17 protein-coding genes are annotated in these 14,203 nt (G+C 69.8%); 8 read left to right on the top strand and 9 right to left on the bottom strand.

The window, feature by feature from the left end:
* Positions 1 to 330: 330 nt before the first annotated feature.
* Complete coding sequence (locus AB0I88_RS25570) at positions 331 to 657, bottom strand: putative quinol monooxygenase (protein WP_361029409.1); 327 nt, start codon at positions 655 to 657, stop codon at positions 331 to 333.
* A gap of 120 nt (positions 658 to 777) precedes the next feature.
* Positions 778 to 1,458 carry a suppressor of fused domain protein gene (locus AB0I88_RS25565; protein ID WP_361029406.1) on the bottom strand — a complete coding sequence of 227 codons (681 nt, stop codon included), beginning with the start codon at positions 1,456 to 1,458 and terminating at the stop codon, positions 778 to 780.
* Positions 1,459 to 1,482: 24 nt separating this feature from the next.
* Between AB0I88_RS25565 and AB0I88_RS25560 the strand changes: the two genes are divergently transcribed.
* From AB0I88_RS25560 to AB0I88_RS25545, 4 genes are all read left to right on the top strand, one after another.
* A complete protein-coding gene (locus AB0I88_RS25560; protein WP_361029403.1) occupies positions 1,483 to 1,914 on the top strand; it encodes a DUF1801 domain-containing protein in 432 nt (143 codons plus the stop codon).
* Positions 1,915 to 1,940: 26 nt separating this feature from the next.
* Entirely contained in the window at positions 1,941 to 2,228 is a 288-nt protein-coding gene (locus AB0I88_RS25555; protein WP_361029400.1) for a hypothetical protein, read from the top strand.
* Positions 2,221 to 2,700, top strand: a complete 480-nt coding sequence (smpB, locus tag AB0I88_RS25550; RefSeq protein ID WP_361029397.1) for an SsrA-binding protein SmpB — start codon at positions 2,221 to 2,223, stop codon at positions 2,698 to 2,700. Before AB0I88_RS25555 ends, smpB begins: the two co-directional genes overlap by 8 nt.
* Before the next feature lie 119 nt (positions 2,701 to 2,819).
* Complete coding sequence (locus AB0I88_RS25545) at positions 2,820 to 3,545, top strand: alanyl-tRNA editing protein (protein WP_361029395.1); 726 nt, start codon at positions 2,820 to 2,822, stop codon at positions 3,543 to 3,545.
* A 27-nt stretch (positions 3,546 to 3,572) separates the two neighbouring features.
* Here AB0I88_RS25545 and AB0I88_RS25540 read toward each other — a convergent pair whose 3' ends face one another.
* From AB0I88_RS25540 to AB0I88_RS25520, 5 genes are all read right to left on the bottom strand, one after another.
* Entirely contained in the window at positions 3,573 to 4,712 is a 1,140-nt protein-coding gene (locus tag AB0I88_RS25540; RefSeq protein WP_361029392.1) for a substrate-binding domain-containing protein, read from the bottom strand.
* 160 nt (positions 4,713 to 4,872) lie between these two features.
* Positions 4,873 to 5,739 carry a carbohydrate ABC transporter permease gene (locus AB0I88_RS25535; protein WP_361029389.1) on the bottom strand — a complete coding sequence of 289 codons (867 nt, stop codon included), beginning with the start codon at positions 5,737 to 5,739 and terminating at the stop codon, positions 4,873 to 4,875.
* On the bottom strand, positions 5,739 to 6,674 hold the full coding sequence (locus AB0I88_RS25530; RefSeq protein WP_361029386.1) for a sugar ABC transporter permease: 936 nt from the start codon (positions 6,672 to 6,674) through the stop codon (positions 5,739 to 5,741). The genes AB0I88_RS25535 and AB0I88_RS25530 overlap by 1 nt, the downstream gene beginning before the upstream one ends.
* Entirely contained in the window at positions 6,671 to 8,035 is a 1,365-nt protein-coding gene (locus AB0I88_RS25525; protein ID WP_361029382.1) for an extracellular solute-binding protein, read from the bottom strand. Before AB0I88_RS25525 ends, AB0I88_RS25530 begins: the two co-directional genes overlap by 4 nt.
* Positions 8,036 to 8,143: 108 nt before the next feature.
* On the bottom strand, positions 8,144 to 9,571 hold the full coding sequence (locus AB0I88_RS25520) for an NAD-dependent succinate-semialdehyde dehydrogenase (protein WP_361029379.1): 1,428 nt from the start codon (positions 9,569 to 9,571) through the stop codon (positions 8,144 to 8,146).
* A gap of 142 nt (positions 9,572 to 9,713) precedes the next feature.
* Between AB0I88_RS25520 and AB0I88_RS25515 the strand changes: the two genes are divergently transcribed.
* The 3 genes from AB0I88_RS25515 to AB0I88_RS25505 all read left to right on the top strand — a co-directional run bounded on the left by AB0I88_RS25515 (position 9,714) and on the right by AB0I88_RS25505 (position 11,896).
* Positions 9,714 to 9,869: a hypothetical protein gene (locus AB0I88_RS25515; RefSeq protein ID WP_361029377.1), complete on the top strand. Its 156-nt coding sequence runs from the start codon at positions 9,714 to 9,716 to the stop codon at positions 9,867 to 9,869.
* A gap of 132 nt (positions 9,870 to 10,001) precedes the next feature.
* Positions 10,002 to 10,838: a hypothetical protein gene (locus AB0I88_RS25510; RefSeq protein ID WP_361029374.1), complete on the top strand. Its 837-nt coding sequence runs from the start codon at positions 10,002 to 10,004 to the stop codon at positions 10,836 to 10,838.
* A 92-nt stretch (positions 10,839 to 10,930) separates the two neighbouring features.
* Complete coding sequence (locus tag AB0I88_RS25505; protein WP_361029371.1) at positions 10,931 to 11,896, top strand: glycosyl hydrolase; 966 nt, start codon at positions 10,931 to 10,933, stop codon at positions 11,894 to 11,896.
* Between the two features lie 4 nt (positions 11,897 to 11,900).
* Here the strand turns inward: AB0I88_RS25505 and AB0I88_RS25500 are convergent, their stop codons facing one another.
* Positions 11,901 to 12,380 (bottom strand): NUDIX domain-containing protein, encoded by a 480-nt coding sequence (locus AB0I88_RS25500; protein ID WP_361029368.1) that lies wholly within the window; start codon positions 12,378 to 12,380, stop codon positions 11,901 to 11,903.
* A 23-nt stretch (positions 12,381 to 12,403) separates the two neighbouring features.
* Here AB0I88_RS25500 and AB0I88_RS25495 point away from each other — a divergent pair, with 23 nt between their 5' ends.
* A complete protein-coding gene (locus AB0I88_RS25495) occupies positions 12,404 to 13,033 on the top strand; it encodes an L-threonylcarbamoyladenylate synthase (protein WP_361029365.1) in 630 nt (209 codons plus the stop codon).
* Here the strand turns inward: AB0I88_RS25495 and AB0I88_RS25490 are convergent.
* On the bottom strand, positions 13,017 to 14,203 hold a 1,187-nt coding region (locus tag AB0I88_RS25490; RefSeq protein WP_361029362.1), incomplete at its 5' end, for a tetratricopeptide repeat protein. The two genes, AB0I88_RS25495 and AB0I88_RS25490, sit on opposite strands and share 17 nt — an antisense overlap.

The raw sequence follows: 14,203 nt of genomic DNA, 5'->3' as shown, positions 1-14,203 counted from the left end.
GATGAGCGCGGTTCACCGGTAGCAAGCGGCCTCACAGCAACGACGGCCCACGGCGATGAGCGCGGTTCACCGGTAGCAAGCGGCCTCACAGCAACGACGGCCCACGGCGATGAGCGCGGTTCACCGGTAGCAAGCGGCCTCACAGCAACGAGCGGTTCACCGGCGGCAGGATCGGCGTCAGTCGGCCGGTCGATGATCGGGCGGGCCCGCCGCCCGGCCGCCGAACTCAGCCCGGCGGCCGCGGCACAGGCGGGACCCGGCAGCCGATCGCGCGGGACGGGCGGGACGGTTCCCTTTTTCGGGGCGGCGTCACGCGTACCGGAAAGGGATTCAGGAATTGACGGCCATCTCGCCGAGTTCGGACCAGCCCTCCTGATCGACCGACTGGCTGACGATCTTCGGGGTGGACACCAGATATCGCGGCAGATCGAGCTGGGCCTGTTTGAAGTGGGCCGAGTTGACGTGGGCGCCACCGGCCTCGCCGTCGCGGAACGCCTCCACCAGCACGTATTCGGACGGGTTCTCGACGCTGCGGGACCAGTCGAACCACAGGCAGCCCGGCTCGGCGCGGGTGGCCTCGGTGAAGGTCCCGGCGAGGCGCGGCCAGTCGTCGGCGTGCTCCGGCTTGATCAGGAACTTCGCGGTAATGAAGATCATTTGTCCCCCTCGGTCCTGTTTCCGCTCCATCTCATCACGCCCCGCCCCCGGGCGCGCCGAGGTGAACGAGGGGCACGCCGGGCGCTGAGCCGGCCGGGCGAAAGAGTGGCGCGGGCGCGCTCAGGCGAAGGAGGGGCGGGCCGGGTCGAGGAGTTCGGAGATGTGGCCCCGGTCGAGGATCTCGATGAGGGCGTCCGTGCCGCGAGCGACCTTCACCGCCACCTCGTCGGCGTGGAGGGGGATCACCGCGAGCAGGTTGATCTCGGTGTCGTCGGGCGCGACGATCGTGCGGGCCTCCGCCGGGACCCGCAGCATCGGGGTGATGACGCAGCCGGCGAACGGGACGCCGGGGGCGTAGGGCTGCGCCGGATCGCCGTTGGGAACGGAGTGCCACTCCCCGATCCACGTGCCGTACTCGTGGGGCAGCCGGGCGATCTCCTTGAGCACCCGGATCGGCCAGTAGACCGCCGGATCGGACAGCGACTCCTGGTCCAGCGGCCAGTCGGTGGGCAGGCACAGCATCAGTTCGGCGTAGGGGTTGACGCCGTCCGGAACGGTCATCGGCAGTTCGCTCATCCCGGAGGTGATCAACGTCCGGTACGGCCGGTGCCCGGTCGGCTCGACCACGTAGATGTGCACGGCGACCAGGTGCGACAGCATCTCGTGGTAGACGAACTCGACCGGCCCGAAGTACTCGGCGATGTGCCCGTCGATGGCCTCCGCGATCTCCTGCCGGGCGCCCTGTGCCGGCACGAAGCCGTCGTGATGAGACTGATGCCGCAGCAACCCGTCGCCATTCATGACGAGTGAGCCTACGCTGGCGGGATGGCGGAGCCGAAGACGACCCGGAACGACCGTGACGTGGCTGCCTTCCTGGCGGGCGTGGCCGATCCTCAGCGGCGCGCGGACGCCGAGGCGGCCTGTGCCCTGATCGCCGAGGCGACCGGGGAGAAGCCCGTGATGTGGGGCTCGTCGATCATCGGGTTCGGGCAGTACCACTACCGTTACAACACCGGCCGGAAGGGCGACTGGCCGGCGGTCGGGCTGTCGCCGCGCAAGCAGGCGCTCACCTTCTACGTCTCGGCCGGTTTCGAGGCGTATGAGGATCTGCTGTCCCGTCTCGGCCCGCACACGACCGGCAAGTCGTGCCTCTATCTGAAGCGACTCGCCGACGTCGACGAATCCGTGTTGAAAGACCTGATCAGCGAGGGGTTCCGGCATCTCAACGGCCGGACCGTCGTCTCCGAACAGCAGTAGGCGGAATCGGACGTCATAATCATCCGGTGGACAACTGGGAATACGCGCGACTGGAGTACCGCGCGGCGGGCACTCTCGGCGAAGACCGCTACATGGACTGGACCGCGACCTTCCACCATCCCGGCGGGGTGCTGCGCTGGGGCACCGACGAACGCTTCGACGACCTGCGGCATCTGAACCGTGCGGGCGCGGCCGGGTGGATGGCCTACAACCGGGCGGTGATCCACGTGAAGGACGAGCCACACCGGCTGAGCAGCGTCACGTACTCGATGCGCCGTCCCATCCCGGCGGACCTGGTGGATCCGGGTGCCTAGGGAGACCGGCGTCAAGTTGATCGCGTCGAACAAGAAGGCGCGGCACGACTACGCCATTCTGAAAACCTACGAGGCGGGTCTGGTCCTGTCCGGCACCGAGGTGAAGTCGCTGCGACTGGGCCGGGCGTCGCTGGTCGACACGTTCGCGCAGGAGCACGAGGGCGAGATCATGCTCTACGGCCTGCACATCGCCGAGTACGGGTTCGGTTCCTGGACCAATCACGCGCCACGGCGTACCCGGAAGCTGCTTCTGCACAAGGTCGAGATCGTGAAGATCCTCAACCAGTTGCGCGAGGGCTCCGGGTTGACGCTCGTGCCGTTGTCGCTCTACTTCAAGGACGGCTGGGCCAAGGTCGAGCTGGGGCTGGCCCGCGGTTTGAAGAGCTACGACAAGCGGCAGGTGATGGCCGAGCGCGACGCGAAGAAGGAGATCGCCAAGGAGATGGGCCGCCGGTTGAAGGGCCGCCGGTAGGGCCGGCCGAGAAGATCCGGCTGGCTCTCCGGGCGCTGTTCGAACGTGTTTCGAACAGCCCCCCGACCAGCCGGGAAAGGGTGACCGCGCCGGTGGGGTGTTTGGCCTAGAGTCGGGGCGTGACGGAGCGTTTGGACTGGATCGACCCGAGTGTGCGCGAGTGGGACTGCACGGTGCTGTGGTCCGACCCCTCCGATCCGGAGGCGGGGATCGTGCTGGACCGGTCGGCGTTCTACCCCGGTGGGGGTGGGCAGCCGCCGGATCACGGGGTGCTGCTGTGGGAGGGTGTGCAGACCCGGATCGTCGACACGCGCAAGGGTGACGAGCAGTATCTGATCCCGGCGCCCGGTGATCCGGTGCCGAAGGCGGGGACGACGGTGCGCGGGGCGATCGACGACGCGCGGCGCAGCAGCCTGATGCGGACGCATTCGGGGCTGCACATCCTGTGCGGGACGGTGTTCCGGGATTTCGGGGCGCTGGTGACCGGCGGCAACATGCAGCCGGGTGAGGCGCGGATGGATTTCAATCTGCCCGAAGTGCCACCAGGCTTCAAACAGGCGCTGGAGGACGCGGTCAACGCGGAGATCATCGCGGACCGGAAGATCGTGGCGCGGGTGCTGCCCCGGGCCGAGGCGCTGGAGATTCCGACGCTCGTGCGTACGCAGGACGCGCTGCCGCCGCTGGATCATCCGGAGATCCGGGTGATCGACATCGTGGGCCTGGACGTGCAGGCCGACGGCGGCACGCATGTGGCGTCGACCGCGCAGGTGGGCCGGGTCGAGGTGGTGAAGGTGGAGAGCAAGGGCCGGCAGAACCGCCGGGTCCGGATCAGGATCGCGGACTGAGCGGCGGTTCCACCGGCCCGGCGCCGATCAGTCGATGACCTTGGCCCGCTTGCAGGCGTTCTTGTACTTGGCGGCGCACAGCTTGTTCACGTCGACGAAGCCTTCGTCGACGACCGACTTCACGTTCTTGATCGTGATCGCTTGCGGCTGCAGCTTCCGGAACGGGATGTAGAGGCCGGACTCGGGGTCCTTGAGCTTGTCGGTGAGGCCCGGCGTGACCCCGTTGAACAGGTTGATCGCTAGGTCGGCGGCGGCGTCCGCCTCCTCCTTCACGTCCTTGTACACGGTCATGCACTGGTCACCGGTCAGGATGTTCTGCAGGCCCTGGAGGGTGGCGTCCTGCCCGGTGACCGGAACCTTGCCGTTGAGGCCCTTCTCGCGGAGGACCTCGATGGCCGCGTTGCCGAGGCCGTCGTTGGCGGCGAGGACACCGCCGATCTCCGGGTACTGCTTGAGCATCAGGGCGAACATCTCGCGGCCCTCGTCGTTGTCCCAGTCCGGCACCCACTGGTCGGGGCCCTTGATGAGCTGGGCGGCATCGTACCTGGGGTTGAGGACGGCGTCGTAGCCGTTCTTGAAGAGGGTGGCGTTGTTGTCGGTGGGCGAGCCGTTGAGCTCGGCGACCACCGCGTTGGTCACCTTCTTCTGCTTCAGGCAGTTGACCAGCTCGGTGGCCTGGAGCCGGCCGACGGCCTCGTTGTCGAAGCTCACGTAGTAGTCGGCGGAGCCGTTCAGGGTGAGCCGGTCGTAGTCGATCACCGGGACGCCGCGGGAGTGGGCGTTGTCGATGACCGCCTTGCCGCTGACGGCGTCCAGGGTGGCGATGACCAGAACCTTGAAGCCCTTGTCGAGCATGGTTTCGGCGAGGCGCTTGAACTCTTCCTTGTCGCCCTCGGCGTTGACGATCGAGTAGTTCTTGATGCCGCCCCTTTCGAAGGCCGCCTCCAGGTACCGGGGGTCGTCGTCCTTCCACCGCTGTGAGCTCTTGGTGTCGGGCAGGATCACACCGATGCCGCCCTCGCCGGTCACCTGCTCGCTGCCGCCGTTGGTGGTGGTCGGGGCGCCACCCCCCGTTGACGACCCACTGTCACCGCCATCATCACACGCCGTGAGCGTGGCCGTCGTCAGCAGGCCGGCGGCGACCAGGGCGAGCAAAGACTTGCGCATGGCTATAGGTGTCCTCTCAGGGGTACCCGAGTGTGGTGAGCACTGAACGGTCCGCCAAGTATCGGTCAGAACGCACCGTGATGATCGTCGGGTGGGGGCCGGAGAACAAGATTATTCATTTCTGTACGCCCACTGCCAACAATCACTGTGTGTGATTGCTTCATCCTTTGTCTGCACCGGCCGTTAGGCCCTCGGTGAGTAGCCGTTCGGCCGCGAAGAAGATGATGACAATGGGCAGGGTGAGAACGACGGAACCGGCCATCAGGACGGTTTTGCTCACCTCGATGCCGCCGGAGAGCTGCGCGAGGCCCAGCGAGACGGTCCAATCGGCTCGATCTTCCACCAGGAAGAGCAGGGCGAACAGGAATTCGTTCCACGCGATCATGAACACGTAGAGCGCGTTCGCCATCACCGCCGGGGCGGCCAGCGGAAGGATGATCTTACGGAGGGTCTGCAGGCGGCTGTAGCCGTCGACGGCGGCCGCCTCCTCCAGGCTCTCCGGGATGGTGGAGAGGTAGTTGCGCAGCATGTAGATCGACACCGGCACGGTCTGTGCGATGTACACCAGCGTCAGACCGCCCAGGGAGCCGCGCAGCCCGAGACGGGTGAACAGCACGAACAGTGGGATCGCCAGCAGGATCGACGGGAACAGGTAGACCGACAGGAACAGGAAGTGGACCTGGCGGCGGCCGGTGAAACGGAGCCGGCTCACCGCGTACGCCCCGGGGATCGACACCAGCAGGGTGAGCGCGGTGGCCGCCACCGACACGATCGCCGAGTTCGCCAGGAACCGCAGGAAGCCCTGCCCGCCGGAGTCGGCCGAGGTGAGCACCTCGCGGTAGGTGCGCAGGGTCCACTCCGACGGCGCGATCCACAGCTGTCCCGGGTTCTGCAGCAGGTCCTCGATCGGGCGGATGGACAGCATCAGCATGTACAGGAACGGGAACAGCGTGATCAGGGCGATCCCGGCGATCACGATCGGCCGCAACACCCGCAGTATCGAAGTCTCGACGACGGCCCGGTCCATCAGTGCTCCTTGGGCGCGAGAAAGCGCAGGTAGACGATGAGCAGCACGACCAGGCCGGCGGCCAGCACCAGGGCCTGCGCGGCGGCGGCGCCGACGTCGAAGCGGGCGGTGAGGAACTCGTACACCCGGACGCTGACCACCTCGGTGCCGGCGCCACCACCGGTCAGCAGGTAGACGTCGTCGAACTTGTTGAACGTCATGATGAACCGCAGCACGCTGAGCAGGGCGATCACCGCCGCCAACTGGGGCAGCAGGATGTGCCGGAAGACCTGGGTGGGCGCCGCGCCGTCGACCCGGGCCGCTTCCTCCAGCTCGTTCGGCACCGCCTGGAGCCGGGCCAGCAGGAACAGGAACGCGAACGGGAAGTACCGCCACGTCTCGAAGGCGATCACGGTGAGCAGCGCCATCGGTACCTCGACGTCCCAGCCGAGCAGGTTCAGGGCGTACTCCCGCTGGCTCAGGAACGCGATCGGCCGGTCCCAGCCGAGGAACCGGACACCCCAGTCGTTGGCGAGGCCGAACTGCGGGCTGAGCAGGACGTTCCAGACGAAGGCGACGGCCACCACGGGGGCGACGTACGGCAGCAGCACCGACCCCCGCACCAGGGTGCGCCCCGGGAACCGGCTGCGCAGGGCGAGCGCCGCGACAAGGCCGAGCACGATCGACCCGAAGGTGGAACCGACCGTGTAGACGACGGTGGTCCACAGCGACGACCAGAATCCCGGCGAGGTCAGCACCGTCTCCAGGTTGGCGGTCGTGTAATGGCCGAAGACGCCGGCCCGGCGCAGGTTGATCAGCCGGATCCGCTGGAACGCCAGCATGATCGTCCAGAGGATCGGCAGCACCACGACGACCAGGACGACGACCAGCGTGGGCGACAGGTAGGCGAGCCCGGCGCGGTTCTCCCGCTGCCGGGCCGTCAGCTGCCTTCTCACTCCAGGGACTTCTGGATCGTCTTGACGTCCTCGGCGGCCCGTTCGGCGGCGCCCGCGGCGTCGAGTTCCCCGCCGGCCATGCCGTTGATCGCCTTCGGCACCGGCAGTTCACCCAGGGTGGCGCCGACCAGGGCGCCCTGCTTCTGCGGGAACCCCCAGCGCTGGAACGTGTCCGGGCTCTTGAGCAGCGCGTCGAGGACCTCGGCCGGGTAGATCTCGGCCAGCGGCTTCTTGCTGTCCACGCCGGCGGGCAGTTTGTTCCAGTCGGCGGCGCCCTTGCGCACCGGGATCTTGCCCTCCGGGGCGATGGCCAGCCAGTCGGCGTAGCCCTCGTTCATCATGTACGCCACGAACCGTTGCGCGGCGTCCCCGCGCGGACTGTCCTTGGTGATCGTCCAGCTGGTGATCTCCCCGAACTGGGCGGGCTGCCCGCCCGGCCCGGCGATCGCGGTGACCACCCCGGTGTTCTTGGCCAGCCAGGTGGGGTCGCTCTTGCACTGGGCGCACGTGGGCAGAGCGTCGTTGCGCAGCCCGGCCAGCTCGTCGAGCAGGAACGACGACCAGACGACCATGGACGCCTTGCCGGAGAAGTAGGTGGCCCGGGTGGTGTCGACGTCCTGCGCACCCGGCACCGACCAGTTCTTGATCAGCTCGTCGTAGAGCTGGAAGGTGGCCAGGCACTCCGGCGACTCCAGCTGCACCGCCTTCGCCTCGTCGACCAGCTGGCAGTTGTTGCCGAGCGCCAGGTTCTCGAAGGTCTGCTGGGTGAAGGCGTCGTTGCCGACGGTGGCCAGGGTGATCCCGGCGACGTCCTTGGTGTTCAGTTTCCGGGCGGCGGCGCGGATCGCGTCGTAGGTCTCCGGCTTGGCCAGCCCGGCCGCGTCGAACAGGTCCTTGCGGTAGAACAGCAGCTGCGCCCACCCGTCCGACGGCACCGACAGCTGGGCGCCGTCCTGGCTGGTCAACTCCAGGGCGCGGGGCGAGAAGCCGCTCGCGCCGAGCTGGTCGACGACCGCCTTGGCCGCCTCGGTGTCGACCAGCTCGTTGGTGTGCATCTGCGCGACCGCGGCCAGCGGCAGCGCGCCCACCACGTCGGGCAGCGTGCCGGCCGCCGCGGCGTTGGTGATCAGGCTGCTGAACTGGTTCTCGTCGGTGGCCACCAGTTTCACCTTGATCCCGGTGGCCGCCGTGAACCCGTCGACGATCTTCTGTGTGGCCTGCATCCGGTCGGTGAGGTTCTCCAGGCTCCAGACGGTGAGCGTGCCATCCGTCTCGCCGCCGTCGTCACCACCGCAGGCGGTCAGCGCCGCCATGAGTGTCAGGGCCGCAGCCGCGGCCGTCCACCGTGACCTCGTCGTCATGATGCGACGGTAAGTCCGGTGGGACGGTCACGCATTTCGGCGGCGCAAACCCAACAGACAAACCCACGACAGTACGCCGGGAACCGCGGACGTCCGGTGGACGGACTGTCACCAGCTGACGGCGATGTACTTCGATTCGAGGTACTCGAGCAGCCCCTCGTGGCCGCCCTCCCGGCCGATGCCGCTCTGTTTCACCCCGCCGAACGGCGCCGCCGGGTCGCTGACCATGCCACGGTTCAGCCCGACCATGCCCGCCTCGATCCGCTCGCCGACCCGCAGGCCACGGCCCAGATCCCGGGTGTAGACGTAGGCGACCAGCCCGTACTCGGTGTCGTTGGCCAGCCGCACCGCCTCGTCCTCGCCGGTGAACGTCACGATCGGCGCGACCGGCCCGAAGATCTCCTCCCGCAGGATCGGCGCGTCCGCCGCCACCCCGGTGAGCACCGTCGGCGGGTAGTAGAAGCCCGGCCCGTCCGGCCGTGTGCCGCCGGTGACCGCCGACGCCCCACCGTCCAGGGCGCCCCTGACCAGACTGTCCACCTTCGCCACGGTGTCCTCGTTGACCAGTGGGCCGACCTGCGTCTTCTCGTCCGTGCCGGGGCCCACCACCAGCGCCGACATGCGCTGCGCCAGCCGCCGGGCGAACTCGTCGGCCACCGGCGCCTCGACGAAGAACCGGTTCGCCGCGGTGCACGCCTCACCGCCGTTGCGCATCTTCGCGATCATCGCGCCCTCGATCGCGGCGTCCAGGTCGGCGTCGGCGAACACCACGAACGGGGCGTTGCCGCCGAGCTCCATCGACGTGTTCACCACGTTCTCCGCGGCCTGGGCCAGCAGGATCCGGCCCACCTCGGTGGAGCCGGTGAACGACAGCTTGCGCACCCGGGCGTCGCGCAGCATGGCCGACACCACCTTGCCCGAGCCGCGCGACGGCAGCACGTTGACCACGCCCTCCGGCACGCCGGCCTCGGCCAGGATCGCGGCCATCGCCAGCGCGGTGAGCGGGGTGTCGCTGGCCGGTTTCAGGATCACCGTGCAGCCGGCCGCCAGCGACGGGCCGATCTTGCGGGTGGCCATCGCGGCCGGGAAGTTCCACGGCGTCACCAGCACGCACACGCCGACCGGCTGGCGAACCACCAGGATCCGGTTGGCCCCCGACGGCGCGGTGGCGATCGCGCCGTCGCCGCGCACCGCCTCCTCGGCGTACCAGCGGAAGAACTCGGCCGCGTACGTCACCTCGCCCTTCGCGTCGGTGAGCGCCTTGCCGCTCTCCAGGCTGATCAGTCTCGCCAGGTCGGCGGCCCGTTCGGTCATCAGCTCGAACGCCTTGCGGAGCACCTCCGACCGTACCCTCGGCGCGGTCGCGGCCCAGGCCGGGCCCGCCGCGGCGGCCGCCTCCACCGCGGCGATCGCGTCGGCCTCCCCGCCGTCGGCGACCGAGGCGATGACGTCGCCGGTCGCCGGGTCGAGCACGTCGAAACGGCTGCCCGAGGAGGCGGGCGCCCACTTTCCGGCGATGAACAGATCGGTCTCCAATGCGGCTCCTTCACACTCACTGCCCGGTTACGCCCCCAGCATTCACCGGATCCGGCCGCCCTGCCATGGCTCGCGCGTGTCCGGGCGCCACGAGATGGCCGCGGCACGGTTCGCGGACGACGCCGCTGGGCACACTGGAGGCATGGCTACCATCACGCAGCGCATCCAAGCCTTCCTCCACAGCCCGCGCGGCCGGCAGATCGTCGACAAAGGCCGCCGGGAAATGGCCAAGCCGGAGAACCAGCAGCGCCTCCGCGGCCTGATCGCCCGCTTTCAGAATCGCGGCCACCGCCGCTGATGTGGTGGCGGGACGGGGTCGTTCGCCGACGCCACCGGAGACGGCGTCGGTGATCTCGCGGCCCGCTCACCCCGGAGGGCCTGCTGCCACCGGACACCGCCGCCCGGATCGCCCCGGCGATAGGGTGATCCGGTGGCGGTCCTCATCGATATCACGGCCTTTCTCGAATCCCTTCCCGCCGACGTGGCCGAGGCCGCCGATCGGCTGCTCGACGACGGCGCGGTCGGTGACGTGGAGTCCGTCGGCGGCGGCGCCCGGGCCCTGGTGGCCGACGGCGCGACGACCTACCAGCCGTGGGTGGGCGTGGTCGACCGCGAGATCACCGGCGACTGCGACTGCGGCGGCCCGGCCGGCCTGTGCTCCCACGCCGTCGCCGTCGCCGTGGTCGCCCTCGACGCGCAGGTCAGGTTCGCGGCCGAGGGCGATCCGCACGGCGCCGGGCAGAGCGACCCGGACCGGGCCCGGCTCCGGCGCGCGGTGGCCGCCCTGGGTCCCCGGCAACTGCACGAACTGGTCGTCGACCAGGCGCTCCGGGATCGGCGGTTCGCCGCCCTGCTGCTGGGCCGCGCGGGCCTGCTCGACACGGCCGGCGAGTCGGCGGTGGCCGCGTTCAAGACGGCCGTCCGGGCGGCGTCGAACGTGACCGTCGGCAACCGGTGGGAGATCGTCGACGTGGAGAACGCCGGGCGCGATCTGGCCACCGAGGCGGAGATCCTGCTCGCCCACCCGGCCGAGCTCGGGATGCTCGACCTGATCGAGGAGGCCGTCGAGGTCTGGGACGGGCTGGTCCCCGTCCTCGACGACGCGTGGGAGGTTCGGCGTAGCGATCCGGAGGAGATCAGCGAGGTGCTGCTCGAGGCGCACCGCGACCTCTGCGACCGTCTCGATCTCGACCCGGGTGAGGTCACCGACCGTCTCGCCCGGTTGAGCGACGCCTGCTCCGACGTGGAGATCCCCGGCGAGTGGTGACGTACGGCATGTCCGATTCGGGATCAGCGGCCGACCCACCCCGGCCACAGGGCTGAGGCCGGACGGTCCAACGGCACGGCAGGCTGTACGCCGTGGAGAACGAACTGCGTGACGGGGCGACCCGGCGCCGGGTGCTGAGCCTGCTGACGATGGCCGTGCCGGCCGTGGCCTTGTCCGGCGGGATCGTGACGCCGGCCGAGGCGGCGGCCCCCCGCGGCGGCGCGGTCCCCTACCGGCGGGGAAAGGCGCTGCTCGGCTCGTACCTGTCGCTGCGCGGCCGGACCCTCACCGAAAGCCTCGCGCTGCGCCGCCGGCAACTCGGGCGGGAGCAGCGGATCCTGCACCGGTACTACCCCTGGTCCGGGTACGCGCCGGTCAGCGAACCGGAGGTGCCGGCCGGCGCGGTGCTCATGGTGTCCTGGGACGGCACCACCCACAAACGGATCACCAGCGGCAAGTCGGACCGCGACATCGCCCTGATGGCGACCCGGCTGGCCGGCATGAAACGGCCGATCATGCTGCGCTGGGCCTGGGAGATGAACGGCAACTGGTTCCCGTGGGACGGCGCCCACAACGGCAGGAAACCGTCCGGGTACATCAAGTCGTGGCGGCGCATCCACCGGATCTTCCGCCAGGAGGGCGCCACCAACGTGGCGTGGGTGTGGGCGCCCAACTGGAACTCCGGGCCGAACGTCTCCTGGAACCGATTCCAGAACTACTATCCGGGCGACGACTACGTCGACTGGGTGGGCGTCTCCGGCTACAACTTCTCCCGCGAGTCGCCGCGGACACTGTTCAGCCCGATCGTCGCCGCCTACGGCAAACGCAAACCGATCGTGCTGGCCGAGACCGCCGCCATCGGGCACGGCCGCAACACCAAGGCGCCGTGGATCCGCAAACTCTCCGCGTACGTGGAGGACACCCCGTCGATCGGTGCGGTCGTCTGGTTCGACACCGACAAGCAGAAGGGCACGTCCCGCAACTTCCGCCCGGACAGCGACGCCGAGGCCCTGGCCGCCTACCGCAAGATGGTCCGCAAGACCCGCTTCTCCGGCTGAGCCCTCAACGCGGCGGGGCGGGGGTGTCCGGAGCAGCCGACTCGATCAGCGCCGCGGCGACGGCGGCGAGGCCGGGTGGTTCCACCCGGCCGGGCAGCTTGTCCAGGTCGGCGGGCCGGACCCACTCGTGTCCCCGCAGTTCGCTCCGCTCGTACGCCAGCAGGTTGTCCTTGACGACGGACGGCCGTGACGTGCCGAAGAACGCCGGGAAGAACTGCTCGGGGCCGACGAAGTGCCTCCCCTTCCACCAGGTGTCGCGCGGCACGTCGACACTGTGGTCGCGGATCGCGGCCGGGTCGAGCCCGGTCTCCTCGGCGAGTTCGCGCCGCGCCGCCCGCAACGGCGTCTCACCGGGGTCGATGCCGCCGCCGGGCGGTTCCCACAGCCGTTCGCCGGTGACCGGATCCTCCCAGTTCAGCAGCAGAATTCTGCCGTCGGCGTCGTAACAGATCACTCTTACCGCCGGGCGGTGAACGGATCCCATGTCCGCAGCCTAAGCTGCCTGGAGTGGCTAAGTACTTCGACGTGCACCCGGACAATCCGCAATCGCGCAGCATCCACCAGATCGTCGACCTGATCCGCTCGGACGGGCTGATCGCCTACCCGACGGACTCGTGTTTCGCCCTGGGCTGCCGGATGGGCAGCAAGGACGCGCTGGACCGGATCCGGGCGATCCGTCATCTCGACGACCGGCACCATTTCACGCTCCTGTGTCATGACTTCGCCCAGCTGGGCCACTTCGTGACGATCAACAACGCGCTGTTCCGGGCGGTGAAGGCGTCGACGCCGGGTCCGTACACGTTCATCCTGCCGGCGACGCGCGAGGTGCCGCGGCGGCTCCTGCATCCCAGGAAGAAGACCGTGGGGGTACGCATCACCAGCCACGTGACGGCGCAGGCGATCCTGGCCGAACTGGGCGAGCCGCTGGTCTCCAGCACGCTGCTGCTGCCCGGCGAGACCGAACCGATGACGCAGGGCTGGGAGATCAAGGAGGAGCTGGATCACGCGCTCGACGCGGTGGTCGACTCCGGGGACTGCGGCACCGAGCCGACCACCGTGATCGACCTGTCCGAGGGTGTCCCGGAGATTCTGCGGGTCGGCGCCGGCGATCCGGGCCGGTTCACGAGCGAAGTTTGATCCGCAGCCCGGCCGCGCCCGGGTGGTCGAGCTTCTCCAGCAGGGCCAGGGCCTCCAGCCACTGTGCGGCGGCGGCCTCGGTGTCGCCGACCCCGGCGTACGCGTCACCCAGGTGTTCGCGGATCTCCGCCTCGTTGAGCAGGTCACCGGCCGTGCGGTAGAGGTCCAGCGCCGTCCGGTAGGCGGCCACCGCCCGGTCGTGGTCGCCGAGGTGGTGGTGCGCCCAGCCGATGCTGTCCCAGGCGGCCGCCTCGCCGTACCGGTCGCCCAGTTCCCGCTGCAGCGTCAGCGCCGCCCGGCAGTGCCGCAGGGTGAGGTCGTGATGGCCGAGCCGCCCCAGGTACCAGCCGAGCGCGTTGAGTGCCCGCGCCTCGCCGACCCGGTGCCCGGCCGCCCGGTACAGGTCCAGCGCCTGGTTGGTCAGCCGCAGGCAGTCGGCGTCGCGGTCCTGCTGCTCGCGCATCCAGCTGATGCTGAACAGCGTGTGCGCCCGCCCGACCGGGTCGCCGGCCCGCTCGTACAGCCGGTCCGCCTCGGCGTAGTGCGGCTCGGCCTCGTCGTAGCGGCCCAACTGCACGTAGCCGCGGGCCAGGACCCGCTGGGCGAGCGCCTCGGCGCGGACCTCACCGCGCCGGCGCGCGGCCGCCACGGCGATCCTCTCCGCGGTGATCCAGTCGTCCCAGTGGCCCTGCCGGTCCAGGAAGTCGATCACCACCCAGGGCAGTTGCCAGCCGTAGTCGTCCAGGTCGGCGGCGGCGCGGATGGCGGCCATCAGTCCCGCGTGCTCGGCCGCGAACCAGGCCAGCGCCGCCGCCTCGCCGTCGATCGGCTCGGGCCGCACGTCCGCCTCCGGCGCGGCGAGACGCAGCGGCTCCCGCTGCGAGTCCAGGGCCAGCGCGGCCGCGTGGCCGGTGTGCAGGTGGTGGTCCAGCAGGCGGCGCAGCGCCGGGCCGCGTTCCTCCGGGCCGATCAGATCGGAGGCGTACGCGCGAAGCAGGTCGTGCATGACGTACCGGCCGGGCTGGTGCTCGCTGACGAGGCTGGCCTCGGCCAGCTCGCCGAGCGCCGCGGCGATGTCCGCCCCACCCTCCTGGCCGGAGTCCTGGTGACCCGCGCCCTCGTGACCGGCGCCGTCGTGACCCGCGCTCCCGTGACCCGCGCCGTCGTGAC

Origin of the sequence: Actinoplanes sp. NPDC049802 (genome assembly GCF_040656595.1) — a bacterium.
GTDB lineage: Bacteria > Actinomycetota > Actinomycetes > Mycobacteriales > Micromonosporaceae > Actinoplanes.
This window is presented reverse-complemented; position numbering and strand designations above follow the sequence as displayed.